The organism is Acidovorax sp. 100 (genome assembly GCF_003688355.1).
Lineage (GTDB): Bacteria > Pseudomonadota > Gammaproteobacteria > Burkholderiales > Burkholderiaceae_C > Acidovorax > Acidovorax delafieldii.
On sequence record NZ_REFD01000001.1, the window covers coordinates 2,426,834 to 2,450,863 of the forward strand.

The 24,030-nt window shown below is 66.5% G+C and carries 20 protein-coding genes; 12 read left to right on the forward strand and 8 right to left on the reverse strand.

Annotated elements, in window-relative coordinates; translation table 11 throughout:
* Positions 1 to 2: 2 nt before the first annotated feature.
* The gene (locus C8C96_RS11210; protein WP_121942365.1) at positions 3 to 1,220 is read right to left on the reverse strand and encodes an amino acid ABC transporter substrate-binding protein; all 1,218 of its coding nucleotides are present in this window, start codon (positions 1,218 to 1,220) and stop codon (positions 3 to 5) included.
* A gap of 220 nt (positions 1,221 to 1,440) precedes the next feature.
* Here C8C96_RS11210 and C8C96_RS11215 point away from each other — a divergent pair, with 220 nt between their 5' ends.
* From C8C96_RS11215 to C8C96_RS11240, 5 genes are all read left to right on the forward strand, one after another.
* Entirely contained in the window at positions 1,441 to 2,436 is a 996-nt protein-coding gene (locus C8C96_RS11215) for a helix-turn-helix domain-containing protein (RefSeq protein ID WP_121942366.1), read from the forward strand.
* Between the two features lie 197 nt (positions 2,437 to 2,633).
* Complete coding sequence (locus C8C96_RS11220; protein WP_370107354.1) at positions 2,634 to 4,085, forward strand: efflux transporter outer membrane subunit; 1,452 nt, start codon at positions 2,634 to 2,636, stop codon at positions 4,083 to 4,085.
* 156 nt (positions 4,086 to 4,241) lie between these two features.
* A complete protein-coding gene (locus tag C8C96_RS11230; RefSeq protein ID WP_121942368.1) occupies positions 4,242 to 5,606 on the forward strand; it encodes an efflux RND transporter periplasmic adaptor subunit in 1,365 nt (454 codons plus the stop codon).
* Entirely contained in the window at positions 5,603 to 6,379 is a 777-nt protein-coding gene (locus C8C96_RS11235; protein WP_121942369.1) for an ABC transporter ATP-binding protein, read from the forward strand. The genes C8C96_RS11230 and C8C96_RS11235 overlap by 4 nt, the downstream gene beginning before the upstream one ends.
* Positions 6,379 to 7,584 carry an ABC transporter permease gene (locus tag C8C96_RS11240; RefSeq protein ID WP_015015131.1) on the forward strand — a complete coding sequence of 402 codons (1,206 nt, stop codon included), beginning with the start codon at positions 6,379 to 6,381 and terminating at the stop codon, positions 7,582 to 7,584. Before C8C96_RS11235 ends, C8C96_RS11240 begins: the two co-directional genes overlap by 1 nt.
* 130 nt (positions 7,585 to 7,714) lie before the next feature.
* On the opposite strand, the gene C8C96_RS11245 is transcribed toward C8C96_RS11240, so the two are convergent.
* Entirely contained in the window at positions 7,715 to 8,113 is a 399-nt protein-coding gene (locus C8C96_RS11245; protein ID WP_121942370.1) for an Hsp20/alpha crystallin family protein, read from the reverse strand.
* A 92-nt stretch (positions 8,114 to 8,205) separates the two neighbouring features.
* Between C8C96_RS11245 and C8C96_RS11250 the strand changes: the two genes are divergently transcribed.
* Complete coding sequence (locus C8C96_RS11250; protein ID WP_121942371.1) at positions 8,206 to 9,549, forward strand: branched-chain amino acid ABC transporter substrate-binding protein; 1,344 nt, start codon at positions 8,206 to 8,208, stop codon at positions 9,547 to 9,549.
* Positions 9,550 to 9,609: 60 nt separating this feature from the next.
* Here C8C96_RS11250 and C8C96_RS11255 read toward each other — a convergent pair whose 3' ends face one another.
* The 6 genes from C8C96_RS11255 to C8C96_RS11280 form a co-directional block, all read right to left on the reverse strand.
* Positions 9,610 to 10,371 carry an ABC transporter permease gene (locus C8C96_RS11255; RefSeq protein WP_056640850.1) on the reverse strand — a complete coding sequence of 254 codons (762 nt, stop codon included), beginning with the start codon at positions 10,369 to 10,371 and terminating at the stop codon, positions 9,610 to 9,612.
* A 5-nt stretch (positions 10,372 to 10,376) separates the two neighbouring features.
* Positions 10,377 to 11,369: an ABC transporter ATP-binding protein gene (locus tag C8C96_RS11260; RefSeq protein ID WP_121942372.1), complete on the reverse strand. Its 993-nt coding sequence runs from the start codon at positions 11,367 to 11,369 to the stop codon at positions 10,377 to 10,379.
* Positions 11,370 to 11,545: 176 nt separating this feature from the next.
* A complete protein-coding gene (gene mltB, locus C8C96_RS11265; protein ID WP_121942373.1) occupies positions 11,546 to 12,658 on the reverse strand; it encodes a lytic murein transglycosylase B in 1,113 nt (370 codons plus the stop codon).
* A 137-nt stretch (positions 12,659 to 12,795) separates the two neighbouring features.
* Entirely contained in the window at positions 12,796 to 14,835 is a 2,040-nt protein-coding gene (locus C8C96_RS11270; protein ID WP_121942374.1) for a DUF3488 and transglutaminase-like domain-containing protein, read from the reverse strand.
* Between the two features lie 115 nt (positions 14,836 to 14,950).
* Positions 14,951 to 15,994, reverse strand: a complete 1,044-nt coding sequence (locus C8C96_RS11275) for a DUF58 domain-containing protein (protein ID WP_121942375.1) — start codon at positions 15,992 to 15,994, stop codon at positions 14,951 to 14,953.
* Positions 15,995 to 15,997: 3 nt separating this feature from the next.
* Positions 15,998 to 16,918, reverse strand: a complete 921-nt coding sequence (locus C8C96_RS11280) for a MoxR family ATPase (RefSeq protein ID WP_015015123.1) — start codon at positions 16,916 to 16,918, stop codon at positions 15,998 to 16,000.
* Between the two features lie 101 nt (positions 16,919 to 17,019).
* On the opposite strand from C8C96_RS11280, the gene C8C96_RS11285 reads away from it, so the two are divergent.
* From C8C96_RS11285 to C8C96_RS11310, 6 genes are all read left to right on the forward strand, one after another.
* The gene (locus C8C96_RS11285) at positions 17,020 to 17,925 is read left to right on the forward strand and encodes a histone deacetylase family protein (protein WP_056058384.1); all 906 of its coding nucleotides are present in this window, start codon (positions 17,020 to 17,022) and stop codon (positions 17,923 to 17,925) included.
* A gap of 140 nt (positions 17,926 to 18,065) precedes the next feature.
* The gene (locus tag C8C96_RS11290) at positions 18,066 to 18,857 is read left to right on the forward strand and encodes an enoyl-CoA hydratase (RefSeq protein ID WP_121942376.1); all 792 of its coding nucleotides are present in this window, start codon (positions 18,066 to 18,068) and stop codon (positions 18,855 to 18,857) included.
* 11 nt (positions 18,858 to 18,868) lie between these two features.
* Complete coding sequence (locus C8C96_RS11295) at positions 18,869 to 20,191, forward strand: mechanosensitive ion channel family protein (RefSeq protein WP_121942377.1); 1,323 nt, start codon at positions 18,869 to 18,871, stop codon at positions 20,189 to 20,191.
* A 225-nt stretch (positions 20,192 to 20,416) separates the two neighbouring features.
* On the forward strand, positions 20,417 to 21,166 hold the full coding sequence (locus C8C96_RS11300) for an electron transfer flavoprotein subunit beta/FixA family protein (protein ID WP_015015119.1): 750 nt from the start codon (positions 20,417 to 20,419) through the stop codon (positions 21,164 to 21,166).
* Positions 21,167 to 22,099, forward strand: coding sequence for an electron transfer flavoprotein subunit alpha/FixB family protein (locus C8C96_RS11305; protein WP_121942004.1), 933 nt, complete (start codon positions 21,167 to 21,169; stop codon positions 22,097 to 22,099).
* A 76-nt stretch (positions 22,100 to 22,175) separates the two neighbouring features.
* Entirely contained in the window at positions 22,176 to 23,966 is a 1,791-nt protein-coding gene (locus C8C96_RS11310; RefSeq protein ID WP_099730799.1) for an acyl-CoA dehydrogenase, read from the forward strand.
* Positions 23,967 to 24,030 lie beyond the last annotated feature (64 nt).

Consider the following 24,030-nt stretch of genomic DNA (forward strand, 5'->3'; position numbering starts at 1 on the left):
TGTTATTTCCACGCTGGTTTTGCGGTGTTCAGCTGCGCCGTGGCGCGGTCCTTGGGCCACACCACCTCGAAGTCGCTGCCCTGCCATTGGCTCACCGTGCCGGGGATGGAGGCGTTCTCGCTGCCTGCAAAGCGGATGCCGCCCAGGATGGTCTTGAACTCGTTCTTGGCGATGTGCTCGCGCAGCGCCTTGCGGTCCAGGCCCACCTTCTCCACCGCCTGCTGCAATATCTGCAGGCCCGCCCAGGCATGGCCGCTGGCCCAGCGGTCGGGCTCCTTGTTGAACTTCTTCACGTGGGCGTCGAAGTAGGCCTTGGCCTCGGGGCTGGTCTTCACGCTCCACGATCCCATGCCGATCACGCCCTCGGTGTTGGCCTGCATCACGTTCTTGTACAGCTGAAAGGCCGTGCCCACCGATGCGTAGAAGAACTTGGGGTTCAGGCCCACCTCGCGCGCCTGGCGGCTGGCCAGGATGGTGTCGGGCGGGTAGGTGATGCCGATGAAGGCGTCGGGGTTCAGGTCCTTGATACCGCGCAGCACGGGCGCCAGGTCCTTCACGCCCAGCGGGTAGCTCTTGCGTTCCACCACCTGGATGCTGGTCTTCTTGAGCGCGCTGTTCAGCGCCGCGAAGTTCTCCAGGCCGAACAGGTCGTCCATGTAGACGATGGCGACCGATTTGACGCCGTTGGCCACCAGCATGTCCACCAGCGCGCCCATCATCTTGTCGGGCTGCTGCAGCAGCGAGAAGAAGTAGGGCAGGTTCATGTCGATCAGCTTGCGCGACAGCGCCGTGGGCGCCAGCAGCGGGTAGCCGAAGCGGTTGGCCAGCGGCGCGATGGCGAAGTTGGCGCCCGAGCCCCAGGGCGGCAGGATCAGGTCCACCTTGTCGCTGCCCATGAGTTTTTCAAACGTGCGCACGCAGGTCTCGGTCTCGCTGCGGTCGTCGTAGCCGATGAGCTCGATGGGGCGCTTGGCGCCCTTGATGCTCAGGCCGCCCGCCGCGTTCACCTGTTCGGCCCACAGCAGGTAGTTGGGCTCCTGGCTGACCTGGGCGCCTGCGGCCCAGGGGCCCGTGCGGGCGATCGCGTAGCCGATGCGCACAGGGCCGCTGCCATTGCCTTGGGCCAGCAGTTGCGGCGCCACGGCCAATGCGCCCACGGTGGCGGCGGCCCCCTTGATCCATTGGCGCTTGGAGGGTTGGGACGGTGAATGCGTTGTCATTGTGTGTCTCCTCGGATGGAGGCCCGCGCAGTGCAGGCCGTACCCGGATCGTAGGAAGACGCCGCCTGGCACGCTGCGCTGAGCGTGCACAAAAGCCTTGTCCCAGCGTGCATGGCGCAGGGGGTTTACCCGGATTTCCGTGCCCGCCGCAGGAATAGCGGCGCGGCCGATAATCCCGCTGAGACAGGCGGCACCGTCTGCATGACGACTGGAGACACCCATGGCCCACCCTCTGACAGAGGTATCGACCGACACCGTGCCACCGCGCGACCGCCTGCACCTGTGGGGCGATGCGGTGTGGCGCCTCATTGGCGGGCTGGAGTCCGATGCGTTTGGCGACGAGGCCTTCGCGGGCCACATCACCTCGGGCCAGGCGGGCTACGTCAACCTGTGCCAGCTGGACGTGAGCCGCCACCGCGTGGTGCGCACCCCCAGCCTCATCCGCAGCAGCGACCGGGCCTACATCAAGGTGGTGGCGCAGCTCGAAGGGCGCGCATGCTTCGAGCAGAACGGCCGCCAGGTGTGGCTGTCGCCCGGCGAATGGAGCGTGTACGACACCACGCGTGCCTACGCCGTGAGCAACCCCGAGGCCGTGCGCCAGATGGTGCTGATGATCCCCAAGGAACAACTGCCCGAGCGCAAGCTCAAGCTCGACGACCTGATGGTGCAGCGGTTTTCAGGCACCACGGGCGTGTCGCGCCTGGCGTGGGACACCATGCGCGCGGCGTTCACCGAGCTGCCCAGCATGTCCGACGCCGCTGCCGACGGGGTGGCCGACGTGATCACGCACCTGGTGCAGCTGTCACTGCTGGAGCGCAACGGCCAGCACAGCGCCGTGTCGCAGCGTGAGGCCCTGCGCGACCGTATCGGCCAGTTCATCGACCGGCACCTGGGCGACCCCGAGCTCACCATCGACCGGATGGCGCAGGCGCTCAACTGCAGCAAGCGGCACCTGTACAACGCGGTGGCCGACGACGAGGAAACGCTGGCCGCCATGATCCAGCGGCGGCGGCTGGAGGCCTGCCTGCGCGACCTGCGCAGCAGCACGCAGGCGCAGCGGTCGGTGACGGACATCGCGCTGTCCTGGGGCTTTTCGAACAGCGCGCATTTCAGCCGCGTGTTCCGCACCCATGTGGGGTGCAGCCCCAGCGAATACCGGGCCCGCGTATTGGCGCCGGTGGTGCTGTTGCGGGACGAATCGCGGCTCGCGCACTGAGCGGCACCCCGGCCCCTTGCGTGTGGGGCCGTCTGCGCGGCACAGCACGCACACCCGTTCCACGCATACGCATGCATCGGCATGCAGTGGCGTGAGCTTTGCCTTGCATCAATTCTTTACGCGGGCTTGACCCAGTGGGTACCTTGAGGGCGCAATCGCTGCTCACAATGGGGTTTTCCCCTGCGTAGCCATTGCCCATGCGTTTTCTCCCACTGGCCTCTCCCGGCACACCCACTGCCCGCGCAGCGCAACCTTTGCGTGCTGTGCCGTGGAGGCAAACGGCCTTGTTTTTGTGCGTGCTAGCTACCGCCGGGTGTGCCAGCCTGGCACCCACGGATCGCGCATTGCCCGCAGTGGCCGTTCCCCCGGCCTGGTCTGCGGGGGGCAACGGCACAGCGCAAGGGGCTACGGCTACATCCCTGGCCCAGTGGTGGCAGCGGTTTGACGATGCGGTGCTTACCTCGCTGGTCGAGCAAGCCTTGCGCGCCAACAGCAGCGTGCGCACCGCCCAGGCCGCGCTGCAGCAGGCGCGTGCGCAGGTGGATGTGCAGTCGGCCGGCCTGCTGCCCAGCGTGGGTGCATCGGCTTCGGCGCAGCGCAGCCGGGCCAGCAACAGCACCGGTAACACGTTCCAGGCCGGTTTTGATGCGAGCTGGGAGCCCGATGTGTTTGGCCGCCTGCGCAGCGGCGTGAGCGCCAGCGAGGCTGACGCCCGCGCGGCAGAGGCCAGCCTGGCTGACGTTCAGGTATCGCTGGCCGCCGAGGTGGCCGTCAACTACATCGAGCTGCGCGGGCTGCAGCAGCGCCTGGCCATTGCACGCAGCAACCTGGCCAGCCAGCAAGAGACCCTGCAGCTCACCCAGTGGCGCCTGCGGGCCGGGCTCACCACCTCGCTCGTCACCGAGCAGGCCCGTGCAGCGGCCGAGCAGACCGCCGCGCAGATTCCCAGCCTGGAAGCCAGCCTGGCGCAGTCGCGCTACAGCCTGGCCGTGCTGACAGGCCAGGTGCCAGGTGCCCTGGATGCCACGCTGGCCGCCAGCGCGCCCGTGCCGCAGCCCACCGCAGAACTGGCGCTGGCAATCCCGGCCGAGACGCTGCGCCAACGCCCCGATGTGCGTGCGGCCGAGCAGCGCATTGCAGCCGCCCTGGCGCGCGTGTCGCAGGCCGATGCGGCGCGCTACCCCAGCTTCTCCCTCGGTGGCTCGCTGGGCCTGCGTGCCCTCACCCTGGGCGCACTGTCGGCGGGCAGTGCGGTAACCAGCGCCTTGCTGGGCAGCGTGTCTATCCCGCTGCTGGATGGGGGCGCCGCCCGCGCGCAGGTGCGTGTGCAGTCTGCCGCGCTGGAGCAGGCCCGCGTGGCCTACGAAGCCACCGTGCTCACGGCCCTGCAGGATGTGGAGAACGCGCTGGTGGCCTTGCGTGGCGACCGGGAAAAACTGGAAAGATTGACGGCCGCTGCAGACGCTGCCCGCAACGCCGCCCTGCTGGCGCAGCAGCGCTACAGCAGTGGGCTGATTGACTTTCAAGCGGTGCTGGAGACGCAACGCACGCTGCTGTCCACGCAAGAGAGCGTGGCCACCACTACCGCTGCGGTCGCGGCAGACCATGTGCGCCTCTATAAGGCGCTGGGCGGCGGCTGGAAGACATGAAGCCCCCCCTGAGTCGCTGCGCGCCTTCCCCCCGCTCTCGCATTGCTGCGCAATGCGGGCTGGGGGACGCAGCCTTCACTGCGGGGCGGACCTTGGCTTGCTGCCTGCACTTTGGCCGCGCCAGTTTCATGCGCTATGAGTAACTGATTTGATCTTATGACTGATAAACCTTCCTCTCCCCCGTCCAGCCTCGAAGCACTCCTGGGTGCCGACCGTCCCCGCCGCTGGTGGCAGCGCACTACCGTGTGGCTGGGGGTGGCCGCGCTCGTGGTGGTGGGCGGTGGCTTGTATGCATGGCAATCGCGCCAGAGCGCCAGCACTGCACCCACCTATGTCACCGAAGAGCTGCGCCGGGGCAATCTCACACTCACTGTGTCGGCCAACGGCACGCTGCAGCCCACGCGCTCGGTCACCATTGGCAGCGAGCTGTCGGGCACTGTGCGCAACGTGTTGGTGGATGTGAACGACAAGGTCAAGAAGGGGCAGCTGCTGGTGGAGCTGGACACCGCCAAGCTCGAATCGCAGGTGCTGCGCTCGCGCGCCTCGCTGGCGTCGGCGCAGGCCCGCCTGGCCCAGGCCGTGGCCACCACCAAGGAGGCCATTGCCAACTTTGGCCGGCTCGAAGAAGTGGCCCGCCTGTCCGGCGGCAAGGTGCCCTCGGCCTCCGAGCTGGACGCAGGTCGCGCCACGCTGGACCGCGCCCGCGCCGACGAAACCAGCGCCCGCGCCACGGTGGAAGACGCACGCGCCGCGCTGTCCACCGACGAAACCAACCTGTCCAAGGCCTCCATCCGCTCGCCCATCGACGGTGTGGTGCTGACCCGCACGGTGGAGCCCGGCAACGCGGTGGCCGCATCGCTGCAGGCTGTGACGCTGTTCACCGTGGCCGAAGACCTCACGCGGCTGCGGCTGGATGTGAGCGTGGACGAAGCCGACGTGGGCTCGGTCAAGGTGGGTCACGACGCGAGCTTCACGGTCAGTGCCTATCCCTCGCGCCGCTACCCGGCCCAGGTCACGCGGGTGTCGTTTGGCTCCACCAAGACGGACAACGTGGTCACATACATCACCTGGCTGGAGGTGAACAACAGCGACATGAGCCTGCGCCCCGGCATGACGGCCGCTGCCACCATCACTTCCACTGAACGCAAGGACGTGCTGCTGGTGCCCAACACGGCGCTGCGCTTCACGCCTGCGCAGGCCGCAGGGGCCGATGCGAAACCCGGGGCGGGTGGCGCCAAGCCCGGCGCGTCGGGCAGCGGCAGTGGTGGCGGCATCATGTCGCAGCTCATGCCGCGCATGCCACGGTCTGGCTCGGGCCCACGCAAACCGGGTGCGGGGGGCGAGGCGGGCGATGGCGCGGGCAAGGCGCGGCAGTTGTGGGTGCTGCAGGACGGTGCCGCCAAGCCCATCGATGTGCAGGTGGGCATCAGCGATGGCCGCCACACCGAGGTCACGGGCGAGGGCCTCACGCCCGGCATGGCCGTGATCACCGACCAGCGCGCGGCGGGAGCCAAGCCATGAGCGTGGCGGGCGACACCCCCATCATCCGCCTGCGTGGCGTGACCAAGGTCTATGGTGAAGGGGCTCTGGCCTTTCAGGCGCTCAAGGGCGTGGACCTGGACATTGCGCAGGGCGACTTTGTGGCCATCATGGGCCCCAGCGGCTCGGGCAAGTCCACCGCCATGAACACGCTGGGCTGTCTGGACCGGCCCACCACGGGCGAATACCTGTTCAAGGGCGTGCATGTGGAGTCGCTCTCGCGCGACGAGCGGGCACGGCTGCGGCGGCGCTACTTTGGCTTTGTGTTCCAGGGCTTCAACCTGCTGGCGCGCACCTCGGCGCAAGAGAATGTGGAGCTGCCCCTGCTGTACCGGGGCGAGTCGGCCACCGCGCGCCACGCAGCGGCCGCGCGTACGCTGGAAGCGGTGGGCCTCAAGGGCTGGGAACACCACACGCCCGCCGAGCTGTCGGGCGGGCAGCAGCAGCGCGTGGCCATTGCGCGAGCCATCGTCACCGAGCCCGATGTGCTGCTGGCCGACGAGCCCACCGGCAACCTCGACACCCAGCGCAGTGTCGAGATCATGGAGCTGCTGTGGCGCCTGAACGCCGACCACGGCATCACCGTGCTGATGGTCACGCACGAGCCCGACATGGCGCAGTACGCGCGGCGCATCGTGCGGTTTGTCGATGGCGTGGTGGACAGCGATGCAGCCAACCCACACCCCAAGGGCCTGGACGCTGATGCAGCATCGGCCCTGCCGGCGGTGGCCGGTTCGGATGCGGGAGGCCACTGATGTTGCTCAACACCCTGCTGCTGGCGTTGCGTTCCATCCGGCGCAACCTGATGCGCTCTTTCCTCACCATCCTGGGCATCGTGATCGGCGTGAGCGCGGTGATCACCATGGTCACGCTGGGCAATGGCGCCACGCTGGCCATTCAGAACCAGATCTCGGGCCTGGGCACCAACCTGCTGCAGGTACGCCCCGGCCAGCGCATGGGGCCCGGCGGTGGCACCGGCGCCCCGGCCTTCAAGGACACCGATGCCGACATGATCGCGCAGCAGATCGGCGGCATCCTGGCCGTGGCGCCCGAGGCGCGTGCCGCCGCCACGGCGGTGGTGGGCGGGCGCAACTGGACGACCAGCGTGATCGGCAGCACCAACGCCTGGCTGGAGACCGGCAATTGGACGGTGCGCACGGGCCGCGTCTTTACCGACGCTGAATTGCGCGCGGGTGCTGCCGTCTGCCTGATCGGCGAGACCGTGCGGCGCGAGCTGTTTGGCACGGCCGATGCCGTGGGCGGCCAGCTGCGCGTGAAGGCGTTTTCGTGCGAGGTGGTGGGCGTGTTGGCGTCCAAAGGGCAGGGTGCGTTTGGCAACGACCAGGACGACACCGTGCTGGTGCCGCTGCGCACGCTGCAGCGCCGCGTGACGGGCAACACGCGGGTGAACACGCTGCTGGTGTCGATGAAGGACGGCAGCGACCCCGAGCGGGTGAAGGCCAGCCTCACCCAACTGCTGCGCGAGCTGCGCAAGCTGTCGGACTCTGACGAAGACAACTTCAACGTGCTGGACACCAAGCAGCTGGCCGACACGCTCTCGGGCACCACCAAGGTGCTGACCACGCTGCTGGGCGCTGTGGCGGCCGTGAGCCTGCTGGTGGGCGGCATCGGCATCATGAACATCATGCTGGTGAGCGTGACCGAACGCACGCGCGAGATCGGCCTGCGCCTGGCCATTGGCGCGCTGGAGCGCGAGGTGCTGCTGCAGTTCCTGATCGAGGCCGTGGTGCTGGCCGCTTTGGGCGGGCTCATCGGCATCGTGCTGGCCACGGGCGCGTCGCTCGCGCTGTCGGGGCTGATGGGGGTGCCCTACCTGTTCAACCCGGGGGTGAACCTGCTGTCGTTCCTGTTCTCGGCCGGGATCGGTGTGGTGTTTGGCTACTTCCCGGCGCGGCGCGCGGCGCGCATGGACCCCATCGATGCGCTACGGCATGAGTGAGGGCGTTTGCAGAGGGTTCTGAGCAGACATGCAAGCAAAAAAGGCATGAAGCGCTAGTGCATCATGCCTTAGATGCTATTGAAAATATAGCGATGGCCGTTACGCGCCATCGTTTGGGGAGCTGCCCGCTTCAGTGAATGGTCAGCGTGGTGGCCTTGCTCACGGGCTCCAGGCGGACCAGCGTCAGGGTCAGCACGCCGTTTTCCAGCTTGGCGGTGCTGGCGCTGGCATCGATCTCGGTGGGCAGCTCCCATGCACGCTGCACCTTGCGCGGTGCGCCTTCCACGCTTTGCACCTGCACCACCTGGCCCTCAATGCTGATCGAGAGCTGTTCGCGGGCCAGGCCGGGTACGTCCAGCTGCAAGGTGGTGGCCTTTTCGTCCTGCGTCACGGTGCAGCCACCGGCGGGTGCTGCCGCTGCGGATGCAGGCTGTGCCAGCGCGCCCATCAGAAAACGTTGCAGTGCCAGGTCGGCGGAACGGGGGGCTTGGGCATAAGCGGCGCGGCGGATCACGGGGGCGAAGATCATGGGTAACTCCTATACACTGCGCGGCTCTCGACGTGGTCGCCGCATGGCAGAGAGTTGTGTGCGGCCACGCCGCATTTCAAGGGAAAAATGCCATGAATAAATTGCAATCCGTGGGCTTGAAATCAGGCGCTGCGGCATTACGTCACACCGTTTGGGCGGCCGCAGTGGCCCTTGCAGGCGCCGTGGCGTTGGCGCCTGCCGCGCAGGCGCAGGCCCCAGCCCCTGCCGCCGTGGCCCAGGCCAAGCCGGTCAAGCTGGCACTCATCGAAAGCCTCTCGGGCCCGTTCGCCAACACCGGCGAGGCCGTGTACCGCAACATCTACTGGGCCATGGAGCGTGTGAACGCGCGCGGCGGCGTGCAGCTGCCTGCCAGCAGTGGCGGTCCCCGCCCGCTGGTGCTGGAGCGCTACGACAGCAAGGGCCAGAACGAAGAAGCCCTGTCTGCCCTGCGCGCCGCGATCGACGATGGTGCGCAGGTCATCCTGCAGGGCAATTCGTCGTCCACGGCGGCCGTGCTGATCGAGGCCATCAACAAGCACAACGAGCGCGAGCCCAACAAGCGCGTGCTGTTCCTCAACTACTCGGCGGTGGACCCCATCCTTACCAACGAAAAGTGCAGCTTCTGGCACTTTCGTTTTGATGCCCATGCCGACATGCGCATGGCCGCGCTGATGGAAGTGATGCGCGAGGACAAGGCCTTGAAGAGCGTGTACCTCATCGGCCAGGACTACAGCTTTGGCCAGGCCGTGCTGCGCGAGGCCAAGAAGCAGCTGGCCGCCCAGCGCCCCGATGTGGCCGTGGTGGGCGAAGAGCTGCACCCCATCGGCCGCGTGAAGGACTTTGCGCCCTATGCCGTCAAGATCAAGACCAGCGGCGCGCAGGCCGTGGTCACCGGCAACTGGGGCAACGACCTCACGCTGCTGGTCAAGGCCGCGCGGGACGTGGGCTACGAGGGCAGCTTCTACACCTTCTACGGCAACGCGCTGGGTGCGCCCGCAGCCATTGGCGACGCAGGCATTGGCAAGGTAGTGGCCGTGGCCGACTGGCTGCCCAACGTGCCGGGCGCGCAGAGCGAGGCGTTCTACCAATCCTTCCGCACACGCTTTCCCAAGCCGCAGGACGACTACGTGCACATGCGCATGCAGCTGATGGTGGAGGCACTGGCCCAGTCCATCGAGCGTGCGGGCAGCACCGACGTGGTGGCCGTCGCGCGCCAGATGGAGTCGGCCAACGTGCAACTGGCCGGCCAGGGAGGCACCATGCGCGCCGCCGACCACCAGTTCCAGCAGGCGCTGGCGGTGGGCGTGATGGACAAGAAAGGCGCGCCCGGCGTGAAGTTCGACGTGGAAGGCTCGGGCTACGGCTTCCGCGTGGTGCGGCAGATTGCAGCCACCAAGGCGCAGCAGCCGCACAGTTGCCAGATGCAGCGTTATTGATGCTGCGCTACTGATGCGTGGGGCCGCCCCGGGCTGTCGGGGCGACCGAGGTGATCGCGCTCAGCGCCGGATGCGGTGGCCGGTCTTGAACACCCACCACACCACGGTGAGACACAGGGCCATGAACACCAGCGTCATGCTGGTGCTCACCGCAATGTGCACGTCGGCGTGGCCGTAGAACGCCCACCGCAGCCCGCTGATGAGGTACACCACCGGGTTGAACAACGACACGGTCTGCCAGAACGGCGGCAGCATGCTGATGCTGTAAAACGCACCGCCCAAAAAGGTGAGCGGCGTGATCACCAGCAGCGGTATCACCTGCAGCTTTTGAAAGCTGTCGGCCCACAGGCCAATCAGGAAGCCGAACAGGCAGAACGTGACGGCCGTGAGCACCAGAAAGCCCACCATCCACACCGGGTGCGCCACCTCGTACGGAACGAACACCCGGGCGGTGGACAGGATGAGCACCGACACCAGCAGCGACTTGCTGGCCGCTGCGCCCACATAGCCCAGCAGCACCTCCACCCAGTTGACCGGCGCGCTCAGCAGCTCGTAGATGGTGCCTGACCACTTGGGCATGTAGATGCCGAAGGCCGAGTTGGAAATGCTCTCGGAGAGCAGTGACAGCATGAGCAGGCCGGGGATGATGTAGGCGCCATAGCTCACCCCGCCGATGTCACCCATGCGCGAGCCGATGGCGGAGCCGAAGACGATGAAGTACAGCGCGGTAGTCAGCACGGGCGCAATGAGGCTCTGCATCCAGGTGCGGAAGGCTCGGTTCATCTCAAAGCGGTAGATGGCGCGCACGCCATGCAGGTTCACACCGGTCATGCTGGAATCGCTTTCTGGGCCGAAGGGGTGGGGGCCATGTCCTGGTGCACCAGGCTCACGAAGATGTCTTCGAGCGAGCTCTCGCTGGAATGCAGGTCCTTGAAGTCGATGCCGTGCTCCGTCAGGGCGCGCAGCAGGGCGGCGATGCCGGTGTCTTCCCGCTGCGTGTCGAAGGTGTAGGTCAGCACGGTGCCACCCTGGCTCAGCGCCAGGGGCCAGCGGGCGAGCGATGCGGGCACCTGCTCCATGGGCTGCTGCAGCGTGATGGCCAGCGCTTTCTTGCCCAGCTTGCGCATCAGCACGGCCTTGTCTTCCACCACGATCAGCTCGCCCTTGCGGATCACGCCGATGCGGTCGGCCATGTCCTCGGCTTCTTCCAGGTAGTGGGTGGTCAGGATGATGGTGGTGCCCGCGTCGCGCAGCGCCCGCACCAGGCGCCACATGTCGTGGCGCAGCTCCACATCCACGCCCGCGCTGGGTTCGTCGAGGAACAGAATCTTGGGCTCATGCGACAGCGCCTTGGCGATCAGCACGCGGCGTTTCATGCCGCCCGACAGCGCAAGGATCTTGTTGTCCTTCTTGTCCCACAGCGACAGGTCTTTGAGGATCTTCTCGATGTAAGCGGGGTTGGGGGCCTTGCCAAACAGCCCTCGGCTGAAGTTCACCGTGGCCCACACGGTCTCGAACGAGTCGGTGTGAAGCTCCTGGGGCACCAGGCCAATCGCAGCACGCGCTGCGCGGTAGTCGCGTACCGTGTCGTGCCCATCTGCCGTGACGGTGCCAGCCGTGGCATTGCTCATGCCGCAAATCACGCTGATCAGCGTGGTCTTGCCCGCGCCATTGGGCCCCAGCAGGGCAAAGATCTCGCCGCGCCGGATGTCCAGGTCGATGTTCTTGAGTGCCTGAAAGCCGCCGGCGTAGGTTTTGCTCAGGCCGCGTACGCTGACGATGGCGTCCTTGTCGGGTGCTGGAGAAGGTGATGCAGGCATGGGGAAGGTTCTCTTGGAGGGCCAGGGCGCGCCGCCGTGGCCGGGCCGCTGTGCAAGCGGTCGGAGTCGGGCATTGTGGACTGACTTGCGCAAGCGTGCAGGGCAGGGGCTCCGTGCCCGCAGAAACCTCCGGGTTCAGCCGGTAGGTGTTGGGTTAGCAGCGCAGGGGTTCGCCATCAGCGCGCTGCCGCCACCTCGCGGCCCAGCTCGATCACCGCCATGGCGTAGTAGCTGGACCAGTTGTAGCGCGTGATGGCGTAGAAGTTCTCGGTGCCCGCCACGTAGCTGGGCGCATCGTTGCCGTTCTGCAGTTCCACCAGCGCCAGCGGGCCCGTGTGCTGCGCACCCTGGGCATCGAGTACAGCGCCCTTGGCCAACATGCTGGCGGCACTGAAGGTGGGCAGGATGTCGGGGGCGAGCAGGTCGTCCAGCTGCAGGCGCGCGTTGTCGAACTGCATCCCAAAGTGCGTGGGCATGCCGGGTGTCCAGCCGTGGCCGCGGAAGTAGTTGGCCACCGAGCCAATGGCATCGGCCGGGCTCTTGAACAGGTCCACGCGGCCGTCGCCATCAAAGTCCACCGCGTAGCGCACCCAGCTCGATGGCATGAACTGGCCCAGGCCCATGGCGCCCGCGTAGCTGCCGCGTGGCTCCAAGGGGTCGGTGTTGCTGCGGTTGGTGAGGCTCAGGAACTGCTCCAGCTCGCGGCGGAAGAACTCGGTGCGTTCCTTGGCGCGCGGGTGGGCAGAGGGGAAGTCGAACGCCAGCGTGGCCAGCGCGTCCATCACGCGGAAGGTGCCCATCTGCTGGCCGTAGATCGTCTCCACCCCGATGATGCCCACGATGATCTCGGCCGGCACGCCAAACTCGCGTTCGGCACGCTCCAGCGTAGCCTGGTTCTCTTGCCAGAAACGCACGCCTGCACGGATGCGAATGGGGTCGATGAAGCGGCTGCGGTACACGCGCCAGTTCTTGGCCATGCCCTTGGCCGGCGGCAGCATGAGGCGCGGCACCTGGGGCAGAAAATGCGCCTGGCCGATGGCCTGACGCACCCATTCGCGGTCCAGGTCGCGGCGCGTGGCCAGGTCGTCGGCAAACTCCATGGCCTCGGGGCGCGATGCGTAAAGCACCGGGGCCTTGGCACTGGCCTGCCCCTGGTGGGCCTGGCCGGCTTTGGCATGCGCCTTCTGGGCTGCTGATTTGGGTTGATTTTCGGGCTTTGCGCTAGCGGGTAATGCACAGGCAGCTATCAAAAAAATAGCTGCTGCGGTCCATGGTGCTGTCTTCTTCATGTCAATGGTTCGTCATGTTATGGCTCCCTCGAGCGTCCGATACCGGCGCGCTCCAAGACCAGGGATGCCAAGCAAGGGCCGCCCCGCAGCGAGGGCATCGTCCCCCTGGGGGGAAGCGGCAACGCCGCTCAGGGGGGTCAACTTCTCGGCCAGGCGATGCTGCGGAACTCCCGCCGCAAATCGCCCAGCGCGGTCTCCGGGTGGGGGGCGTAGCGCACGCGTTCCAGCCGCAGCAGCCATTCGGCCACCGCCGCAGCGGGTGCGCCGAATTGTGCCTGCACCCGCTCGGCCATGGCCCGGGGCGGCAAGGTGTCGGGCACCACCAGCCCGGCGCGGGCCAGGCGCTGACGCGCGCGTGCCAGCAGACGCAGCCACGGGTCGTGCTGGCTGCGCTCCCACAGGCTCCAGCCCATGCCCCCGAGGGCCGCCACGATGATCAGGATGCCCAGCACCATGGTCAGGTCCTGCCAACTGGGCGAATCAAAGCCCAGCGACTTGAGCAGGTCCAGCTGGCGGCTCTGGGTGTAGTTGAGCACCCACTGGTTCCAGCTGTTGTTGACGGCCTCCCACACGGCGCGCAGGTTCTGCGCCAGGCCCGGGCTGATGACCGTGCCCATGGCGGTGGCAAAGGCCCCCTGGGGGGCGCGCAGCCGCTGGAAGGCCCCGGTGCGGCCTGGCGACACGGCACCCGTGGGGTCCACCCGCACCCAGCCCCGGCCGGAGAGCCAGACTTCGGCCCAGGCATGGGCGTCGCTCTGGCGCACGGTCCAGAGCTTGTCCACGGGGTTGCGGTCGCCGCCCTGGTAGCCGGTGACGATGCGGGCCGGGATGTCGAGCGCACGCATCAGCACCACAAATGCCGAGGAAATGTGCTCGCAAAACCCTTCCTTGCGGTCAAACCAGAACTCGTCGGCCGTGTGCTGGCCGTACACGCCGGGCTCCAGCGTGTAGACATATCCGCCGGTACGCAGGCGGGTCAGGGCGGCATTGACCAGCGCCTCGGTGTTGTCCTGCGCCGGGTTGGGGTTGAGTGCGGGGTCGTTGCGCATTTGCTGGGCCAGCGCCAGCGTGCGGGGGTTGAAACCGGTGGGCAGCTCGGTGTAGATGCGCAGGGCGGCGTTGGGGGTGCTGGGGCCGTGGGCAAACTGCGTGTAGCTTTCGGCCTTGTAGCGCACCACATCCGTCACGGCGCGGGTGGTCAGCCACTGCAGGTCCTGCGTCATGAAGGTGTCCATGCCTGCGACGGCGGGTTTGTCCACCGCAGCATCCAGCAGCAGCAGCCAGGGGCGCTGGTGAGGCTCCAGCGTGACCTCGTAGCGCACGGGCTGGCCTTGCACGCGCAGATTGGCGACAGTGTTGGCGCGTGCCTGCGAATAATCGCCAGGGCGGGGCGACACCGGGTGCCACTCAACACCGTCGAAGGTGCCGAACACCGGGCCACGGAAGTACAGGTCGCTCTGCGGTGGCGCGGCGCCGTCAGGGGTGTCAAATCGCACGCGCATGGCCACCGTGTCGTCCAGCGCCAGTTCGGCGATATTGCCCACCTTCATCACGCCCGACAGGCCGCTGCGCCCGCTCATGGTGTCGCTGGGCATGCCCCACAGGGGCGCCATGCGCGGGAACAGCATGAACAGCGCCGCCATGATGGGCGCGCCCAGCAGGGCCATGGTGCCTGCGGTGCGCAGTGCCTGCGACAGCGGAGGGCGCCCCACGGGCATGTGGGCGTTGACCAGGGCCGTGAGCAGCCCCAGCAGGGCCACCAGCATGGCAGCGGCCGTGAACAGCGACTGCGAGAAGAAGAAGTTGCTGAGCATCGTGAAGAAGCCCAGAAAGAAGACCACCAGCGCATCGCGCCGTGCGCGCAGCTCCAGCATCTTGAGCGCCAGCAGCATCACGATCAGCGTCACCCCGGCATCGCGGCCCAGGATGGTGCGGTGGGTGTACAGCGTGCCGGCCACCGCGATCACCAGCGGAACGGCCAGCACCCAGCGCGTGGGCAGCGGGCGCCCCGTGAAGGCCAGCCAGCCGCGCCACAGCATCAGCCCGGCCGCCAGCAGGCTCGCCCATGCGGGCAACACGTTGACCTGCGGGGCGATGACCCACGCAATCACGACGAGCAGAAACAGCGTGTCGCGCGCATCGCGCGGCAGGGCGTGGAGCGTCTGGCGCAGGCTCATGGCTGCGTGGCGGTGTGGAGGTCGATGGATTTCATTTTGCTATGTATTTAATAGCTGTCAAGGCAATATGAACATGCGCTTGGTGCCACTATGGGCTGAAATGAGCGGCAGCGGGTCAACACAGGGCCAAGGCCTCCAGGCAGCGCCTGCGGTGGGCTGCCCCGGTGTCGGGCGCTATCTCGGTGCCGGGCAGGCGCAGGCCATAGTCCAGGCCCAGGCGGTCGGCCTGCAGCACCCAGGCCGTCAGGCGCGACACGCGTGCCTCGTGGTTGGGGAGCGCGGCGTGGGCCAGATCCAGCCACAGCTCATGCCGCTGCGCCTGCTGCGCATCGCGACTCACCAGGTCGTCGGTGCCGGTGGCCAGCGACTTGGCGGCCTTCTTCCAGACCACCAGTTTGAGTGGGTCGCCCCGCCGATAGGCCCGCACCCCGTCGAATTCGCCAATGCCCTGCGACGGCGCATTGCCCGTGCCCCCGGCGCGGGGCTCGCCCGGCGGCAAGGGCTGTGGCGGCACCTCGGGCGCGGGGTACACCAGCACCTCGGCCGCGGGGCGCCAGTAGGTCCATACGCGGAAGGTGCCCAGCGGAAACCGCGTCTCGGCCGTCAGGGTGGGCACGCGGTGCAGCCCCCGGCGCCCGGGCTGGAAGGCGACCTGCACGCTGGCCTGGCCCTGGGCAGGCACATCGGTCCAGGCCCAGTGGTGTTCGGCCTTGCCGGTGCCGTGCACCGCCAGGGCAATGCCATAGCGGGGCGATTTGCGATCGCTGGACAGCTGGATCTCGAACGCCGTGCTCGTGCCCAGAAAATGCGGTTCGGGCGCCTTCAGGTGCAGCGTCAGTCCGCGCAGGTTGGCGTGGCAGATGTGCATGCCCACCACCGCGCTGCCGGCCAGCAAAAAGGTCAGCAGGTAGCCCAGATTGAGCTGGTAGTTGATGGAGGCCACCAGCAGCACCACGAGCGTGAGCGCCAGCATCCAGCCCGAGCTGGTGGGCAGGATGTAGACATTGCGCTGGGTGAGCTGCAGCGTGTCGGACAGCGGCAGGCGCGCCTGCCACCAGCGCTGGAAGCGCCTGCGAAGGCGTGCCACGGGGCTGAGCCGCGCAGCCAGGCCGCGCCAGCCCGTAGGCGTGGTGAGGGAAGGGGGGGCGGCGGATTCCATCGGTCAGGGCAGCGGCACGGCATCGACCATGGCGCGCACCTGCTCGACTGCGCCGCGCCCGGCGTCGCCCACAGGCACCAGGCGGTGGGCGATGGTTTGCGGCAGCACGGCCTGCACATCGTCCGGCGCCACGTAGTCGCGCCCGCTGATGAGGGCCTGGGCCTTGGCGGCACGCAGCAGGGCAATGCCCGCGCGGGGCGACAGGCCCTGCAAGAACCATCGGCCCGAGCGGGTGGCGGCGATCAGGTCCTGCACATAGTTGAGCAGCGGGTCGGCGGTGTGCACGGCCTGCACCTGGCGTTGCAGCTCGGTCAGCTCCTCGGCCGACAGCAAAGGCAGCAGGCTGCTCACCATGTCGCGGCGGTCGTCGCCCGACAGCAGCAGGCGCTCAGCGGCGCGGTCGGGGTAGCCGATGGAGATGCGCATCAAGAAGCGATCAAGCTGCGACTCGGGCAGCGCAAAGGTGCCCAATTGGTCGTGCGGGTTCTGGGTGGCGATCACGAAGAACGGGTGGGGCAGTGCGCGGGTTTCGCCCTCGACCGACACCTGCTTTTCTTCCATGGCTTCCAGCAGGGCGCTTTGCGTCTTGGGGCTGGCGCGGTTGATCTCGTCGGCCAGCAGCACCTGGGCAAACACCGGGCCGGGGTGGAACACAAAGGCTTCCTTGCCACGTTCGTACACCGACACGCCGGTCAGGTCGCTGGGCATGAGGTCGGCAGTGAACTGGACGCGCGAAAACTGCAGCCCAAAGGTGTGGGACAACGCGTGCGCCAGTGTGGTCTTGCCCACACCCGGCACGTCTTCAATGAGCAGATGCCCCCCCGCCAGCAGGCAGGCCACGCAGTCCTGAACCTGGGCCTTTTTGCCCACGATCACCGTGTTAAGCTGATCCAGAAGCGATTTGATCTTGTGCTGTGCATTCATGGCACGACGTTATCCGAAAAACGGCAAAAAATGCGAGACGCGGGGACAAGACTGTGAGCAAGACGGGCTATTTCACCCATCGGGATTGTTGGAAGCACGAGATGGGCCCGGGCCACCCCGAATGCCCCGAGCGGCTGGATGCGATTGAAGACCGTTTGCTGGTCACTGGCGTAGGGGATGCGCTGGAGCGCTACGAAGCCCCGGAAGCCTCGCTGGCCGACATCGAACTGGCCCATGGCCGCATGCACATCGCGGCCTTGCGCGGGATGTCTGACCGGCTCAACGAAGAGCTGATGGCCGGCGGCCCCAGCTATGCGCAGATTGACACCGACACCTCCATCAACGCCCACACCTGGAAGGCGTCGCTGCGTGCTGCGGGTGCTGCGCTGGCCGCCACCGACGCGGTGATGGCAGGCGAGGTCGAAAATGCGTTTTGCTCCGTGCGCCCCCCGGGGCACCATGCCTGCCGCGACAAAGCGATGGGCTTTTGCTTTTTCAACAACGTGGCGGTGGCAGTGAAATATGCGCTGCAGCGCTACAACCTGCAGCGCGTGGCGGTGGTGGACTTTGACGTGCACCACGGCAATGGCACGGAGGACATCCTGGCCAATGACCCGCGGGCGCTGATGGTGAGCATCTTCCAGCATCCGTTCTACCCCTACAGCGGCGACCACGATCCCGCCCCCAACATGGTCAACGTGCCAGTGCCCGCGTACACACGCGGCATGGACATCCGCGAGATCATCGAGATGATGTGGATGCCCCGGCTGGAGGCCTTCAAGCCCGAGATGATTTTTGTGAGCGCCGGTTTTGATGGCCACCGCGAGGACGACATGGGCCAGCTGGGCCTGACCGAGCAGGACTACACCTGGATCACCCAGCGCGTGAAGGACGTGGCCCGGCGCTACTCCAAGGGCCGCATCGTGTCGTGCCTGGAGGGTGGCTACGTGATGGGGCCGCTGGCGCGCAGTGTGGAGGCGCATTTGCGGGTCCTGGCTGATCTTTGACTCCCCCTGAGCCGCCTGCGGCGTCTTCCCCCGGAGGGGGACGCCACCCGTGGCCTGGCGGAGCCAGGTCCACGGTGGCACTGGCCTCATGCGCGCCTGTTTCAAACGCCCCTCGCATTGCTGTGCACAGGAGAAACAACATGACGATTCCAAATTCTGACGAGCTGCTGCTGATCACCCGTGATACGCGCGGTGTGATCACCCTCACTTTGAACGACCCTGCACGCTTCAATGCGTTGGGCTCTGAAATGCTGACAGCCCTGCAACAGGCGCTGGACGAAGCGGGCCGCGACGAATCTGTGCGCGTGGTGGTGCTGGCCGCAGCAGGCAAGGCCTTCTGTGCGGGGCACAACCTCAAGGACATGGCGGCGAACCCGGACCTGGCGTACTACCAAAAGCTGTTTGCGCAATGCAGCCGCATGATGCTGACCATCCACAAGCTGCCAGTACCCGTGATTGCCAGGGTTCAGGGCATGGCGACGGCCGCAGGCTGCCAGCTGGTGGCGCAGTGTGACCTGGCCGTGGCGGCCGACAGCGCGAGTTTTGCCACCAGTGGCATCCACTACGGCCTGTTCTGCGCAACGCCGAGCGTGCCGCTGGTGCGCAATGTGCCCGCCAAGCGTGCGATGGAAATGCTGCTCACCGGCGACTTCATGGATGCGCCCACTGCACTCGCGCAAGGGCTGGTGAACCGGGTGGTGCCCGCCGATGCGCTGGATGCCGAGGTCGAGCAACTGGTGCAATCCATCCTGCAAAAGCCCCGTGTGGCCGTGGCCATGGGCAAGGCGCTGGTGTACCAGCAGCGTGAGCTGGGCATGGACGCGGCCTACCAGTTGGCAGGCCAGACCATGGCCACCAACATGATGGACTCGGCCGCCCAGGAGGGCGCCCGTGCGTTTGCCGAAAAACGCCAGCCCGCCTGGAAGCGTTGAGGCGCCGCACGATGGACAAGCCGATGCTCGACGATGTGGGCCTGTGGGTGCAGGCCTTTCTCAGCCCCACGGTGCTGGTGGAGTTGGCTGTTTTGGCAGTCTGCGTGGGCCTGGCCTGGGGGCTGGTGGCGCTGCTGCAGCGCGGCCTGCGCCGGGGCGACCCGCGCTCCATCCTGTTTGGTGTGCGCATCGTGGATGGCGCGCTGTTCCCGCTGGTGCTGCTGAGTCTGGCCTACATCGCGCGCACCCTGCTGCACCATTGGGTGGCGCTGGCGGCTTTCAAGATTGCGATCCCGGTGCTGGTGGCGCTGGTGGTCATTCGCATTGGCGTGAAGGTGCTGCAGGTGGCCTACCCGGACGCGGCCTGGGTGCGGCCCATCGAGCGCTCCATCTCCTGGATGGCGTGGCTGGGCATGGTGCTGTGGGTCACCGGGCTGCTGCCGCTGGTGCTGGACGAGCTGGACCAGATCCACTGGAAAGTGGGCGGGGCGACGCTGTCGGTGCGCACCATCATCGAAGGGGCGGTCACCGCAGCGGCAGTGCTGCTGATTGCCCTGTGGATCTCGGCGGCCATCGAGTCGCGGCTGCTGCGCTCGGCCACAGGTGCCGAGCTGTCGCTGCGCAAGGCGGTGAGCAACGCGGTGCGGGCGCTGCTGGTGTTTGTGGGCTTGCTGGTGGCCTTGTCGTCGGTGGGCATCGACCTGACTGCGCTGTCGGTGCTGGGCGGTGCGGTCGGCGTGGGCATTGGCTTTGGCCTGCAGAAGCTGGCGGCCAACTATGTGAGCGGTTTTGTAATCCTGGCCGAGCGCAGCATGCGCATCGGCGACAACGTCAAGCTCGATACGTTCGAGGGGCGCATCACGCAGATCAATGCCCGCTACACCGTCATACGCTCGCCCTCGGGGCGCGAATCCATCGTGCCCAACGAACTCTTGATCACCCAGCGGGTGGAAAACCTGTCGCTGTCAGACCCGCGCGTGTGGATGTCCACCGTGGTCAGCGTGGCCTATGAGAGCGATGTGGACCAGGTGGCCCAGTTGCTCACCGATGCCGCCCTGGTCAGCCCGCGCGTGCTGCGCGACCCCGCCCCCAGCGCCGCGCTGTCGGCCTTCGGGGCCGATGGGCTGGAGTTCACCGTGGGCTTCTGGATTGCAGACCCTGAAAACGGATCCCTGGGACTGCGCTCGGACATCAACCGGGCCATCCTGAGTGCGCTGCGGGCCCACCAGATCGAAATCCCTTACCCCCAGCGGGTCATGCATGTGCAGGTCGATGGCGCAGTCCCTGCAGCGATGTCGCCGGGCGGGGCGCCAGCACCGGCTTCGGCGAGTTGATCCGGTTGCAGGGTGATACCCCGGCGGGTGCTCGGTAGCGCAGGCGACAGCAAACTCTAGACACTGGCCTGGTTCACTCGCCTATAATTCACAAAAAGCACGATCGTTCTTTTTTGTGATTGTGCAGTCTGTGTGGTGGCTCCGTAGCGCTTTCGCTGCAGTGCGACATAGAATGTTCTAGTTTACGTAAACGTCAATTCAACCAACTCTCTAGGAGCCGCAGCAATGAAGGTCTTGGTCCCTGTCAAGCGCGTGGTGGACTACAACGTGAAGGTCCGCGTGAAGTCGGACAACACGGGTGTGGACATCGCCAACGTGAAGATGAGCATGAACCCCTTTGACGAAATCGCCGTTGAAGAGGCCGTGCGCCTGAAAGAAAAAGGCCTGGTGACCGAAGTCATCGCAGTCTCCTGCGGCGTGGCCCAGTGCCAGGAAACCCTGCGCACCGCCATGGCCATCGGCGCCGACCGCGCCATCCTGGTCGAGACCGACGTGGAACTGCAGCCCCTGGCAGTGGCCAAGCTCCTCAAAGCCCTGGTGGACAAAGAGCAACCTTCTCTCATCATCCTGGGCAAACAAGCCATCGACGACGACGCCAACCAGACCGGCCAGATGCTGGCAGCCCTGGCCGACCTGCCCCAGGCCACCTTCGCCAGCAAGGTCGAACTCGCAGCCGACAAAGTCAGCGTGACCCGTGAAGTCGACGGCGGCCTGGAAACCCTGGCCCTCACGCTCCCCGCCGTCATCACCACCGACCTGCGCCTGAACGAGCCCCGCTACGTCACCTTGCCCAACATCATGAAGGCCAAGAAAAAGCAGCTCGATACCGTCAAGCCCGAAGACCTCGGTGTGGACGTGGCGCCGCGCCTGAAGACCCTCAAGGTGACCGAGCCTGCCAAGCGCGGCGCAGGCATCAAGGTGGCCGACGTGGCCGCCCTGGTCGAAAAACTCAAGAACGAAGCGAAGGTGATCTAAATGTCGGTACTCGTTATTGCTGAACACGACAACGCGTCCATCAAGGGCGCCACGCTGAACACCGTCACGGCCGCAGTGGCTTGCGGTGGCGACGTGCACGTGCTGGTGGCCGGCCACAACGCCGGCGCTGCTGCACAAGCCGCCTCCAAAATAGCCGGTGTTGCCAAGGTCATCCACGCCGACGCCCCTGGCCTGGAACACGGCCTGGCAGAAAACGTGGCCGCGCAAGTGCTCGCCATCGCATCCAACTACAGCCACATCCTGTTCCCCGCGACTGCCAGCGGCAAGAACGTGGCCCCCCGCGTGGCGGCCAAGCTCGATGTGGCCCAGATCAGCGACATCACCAAAGTGATCGCAGCCGATACGTTTGAGCGCCCCATCTACGCCGGCAACGCCATTGCCACCGTGCAAAGCCAAGATGCCGTCAAGATCATCACCGTGCGCACCACCGGCTTTGACGCCGCAGCCGCCACCGGTGGCAGCGCACAAGTTGAAACCGCCGCTGCCACGGCCGACGCAGGCAAGAGCAGCTTCGTGGGCAGCGAAATCGCCAAGAGCGACCGCCCCGATCTGACCGCTGCCAAGATCATCGTCTCCGGTGGTCGTGCGCTGGGCAGCAAGGAAAAGTTCGACGAAGTCATGACGCCCCTGGCCGACAAGCTGGGCGCCGCCCTGGGTGCCAGCCGCGCGGCGGTGGACGCAGGCTACGCACCGAACGACTGGCAAGTGGGCCAGACGGGCAAGATCGTGGCACCGCAGCTGTATGTGGCCGCCGGTATCTCGGGCGCCATCCAGCACTTGGCGGGCATGAAGGACTCCAAAGTGATCGTGGCGATCAACAAGGACCCTGAGGCACCGATCTTCAGCGTGGCCGACTATGGGCTGGAAGCGGATCTGTTCACGGCTGTGCCTGAACTGGTCAAGGCCCTGTAAGAACGCCCCTGTGCACACAAAGGCATCGCTCGCGATGCCTTTTTTTTGACGAAATTTCGCTTTCCCGGAGACACCCATGAGCTACACCGCCCCCGTCAAGGACATGCTGTTCGCCATCGAGCACCTGGCCAACATTGAACAGATCGCGCAAATCCCTGGTTTTGAAGATGCCGGGCTGGACACGGCCGCCGCCGTGCTGGAAGAGTGTGCCAAGTTCAACGAAGGGGTGTTGTCGCCGCTCAACTGGGAAGGCGACAAGAACCCGTCGAGCTGGAAAGACGGCGTGGTCACCACCACCCCCGGCTTCAAGGAAGCCTTCCGCCAATATGGCGAAGGCGGCTGGCAAGGCCTGCAGCACCCCGCCGACTTTGGCGGCCAGGGCCTGCCCAAGACCATCGGCGCGGCCTGCATCGAGATGACCAACAGCGCCAACATGAGCTTTGCGCTGTGCCCGCTGCTGACCGACGGCGCCATCGAGGCGCTGCTGACAGCAGGCAGCGATGAACTCAAGGCCACCTACCTCGAAAAGCTGGTGACCGGCGAGTGGACTGGCACCATGAACCTGACCGAACCCCAGGCGGGCTCGGACCTGGCCCTGGTGCGCACGCGTGCAGAACCCCAGCCCGACGGCACCTACAAGATTTTCGGCACCAAGATCTTCATCACCTACGGTGAGCACGACATGGCCGAAAACATCATCCACCTGGTGCTGGCCCGCGTGCAGGGCGCGCCGGAGGGCGTCAAGGGCATCAGCCTGTTCGTGGTGCCCAAGTTCATGGTCAACAAGGATGGAAGCCTGGGCGCGCGGAATGACGCGCATTGCGTGAGCATCGAGCACAAGCTGGGCATCAAGGCATCGCCCACGGCCGTGCTGCAGTTTGGCGACCACGGCGGCGCGGTGGGCTACCTGGTTGGCCAGGAGAACCGGGGCCTGGAGTACATGTTCATCATGATGAATGCAGCCCGCTACGCCGTGGGCATGCAGGGCATCGCGATCTCCGAGCGCGCCTACCAAAAGGCTGTGCAGTACGCGAAAGACCGCGTGCAGAGCCGCCCCGTGGACGGCAGCATCAACGCCAGCGCCGCCATCATTCACCACCCTGACGTCAAGCGCATGCTCATGACCATGCGCGCTACCGTCGAGGGTTGCCGCGCCATGGCCACGGTGGCGGCGGCGGCGTTTGATGCCGCACACCACCACCCCGATGCTGACACGCGCAAGCAGAACCAGGCGTTCTATGAATTCATGGTGCCGCTGGTCAAGGGCTACAGCACCGAGACCAGCCTGGAAGTGACCAGCCTGGGCGTGCAGGTGCACGGCGGCATGGGCTTCATCGAAGAAACCGGTGCGGCGCAGTACTACCGCGACGCCAAGATCCTGACCATCTACGAAGGCACCACCGCCATCCAGGCCAACGATCTCGTGGGCCGCAAGACGGCGCGGGACGGCGGCCAAGTGGCCAAGGGCATCGCCGCGCAGATCGAGAAGACCGAGGCCGACCTGCTGGCCAGCGGCACGCCCGCTGCGCTGGCCGTGGCCAAACGCCTCACGGCGGCGCGCAAGGCGCTGCTCGACGTGATCGACTTCGTGGCCGGTGGCACCAAGGCCCAGCCCAACGCCGTGTTTGCGGGCAGCGTGCCCTACCTGATGCTGGCGGGCAATGTGGTGGCGGGCTGGCAGCTGGCACGCAGCCTGCTGGTGGCGCAAGACCTGTTGCACAAGGGACAGGACGAAGCCTTCATGCGCGCAAAAATAACCACGGCCCAGTTCTATGCCGACCACATCCTGGTGAAGGCCCCGGGCCTGCGCGACAGCATTGTGGAAGGCGCGGCCAGCGTGACCGAGCTGGCGCTGGAAGCCTTCTGAAGGACTGACGTGCCGTGAGGAGACAGGCCACCTGCGGGGCAGGGGCCTTGATATAAAAATGATA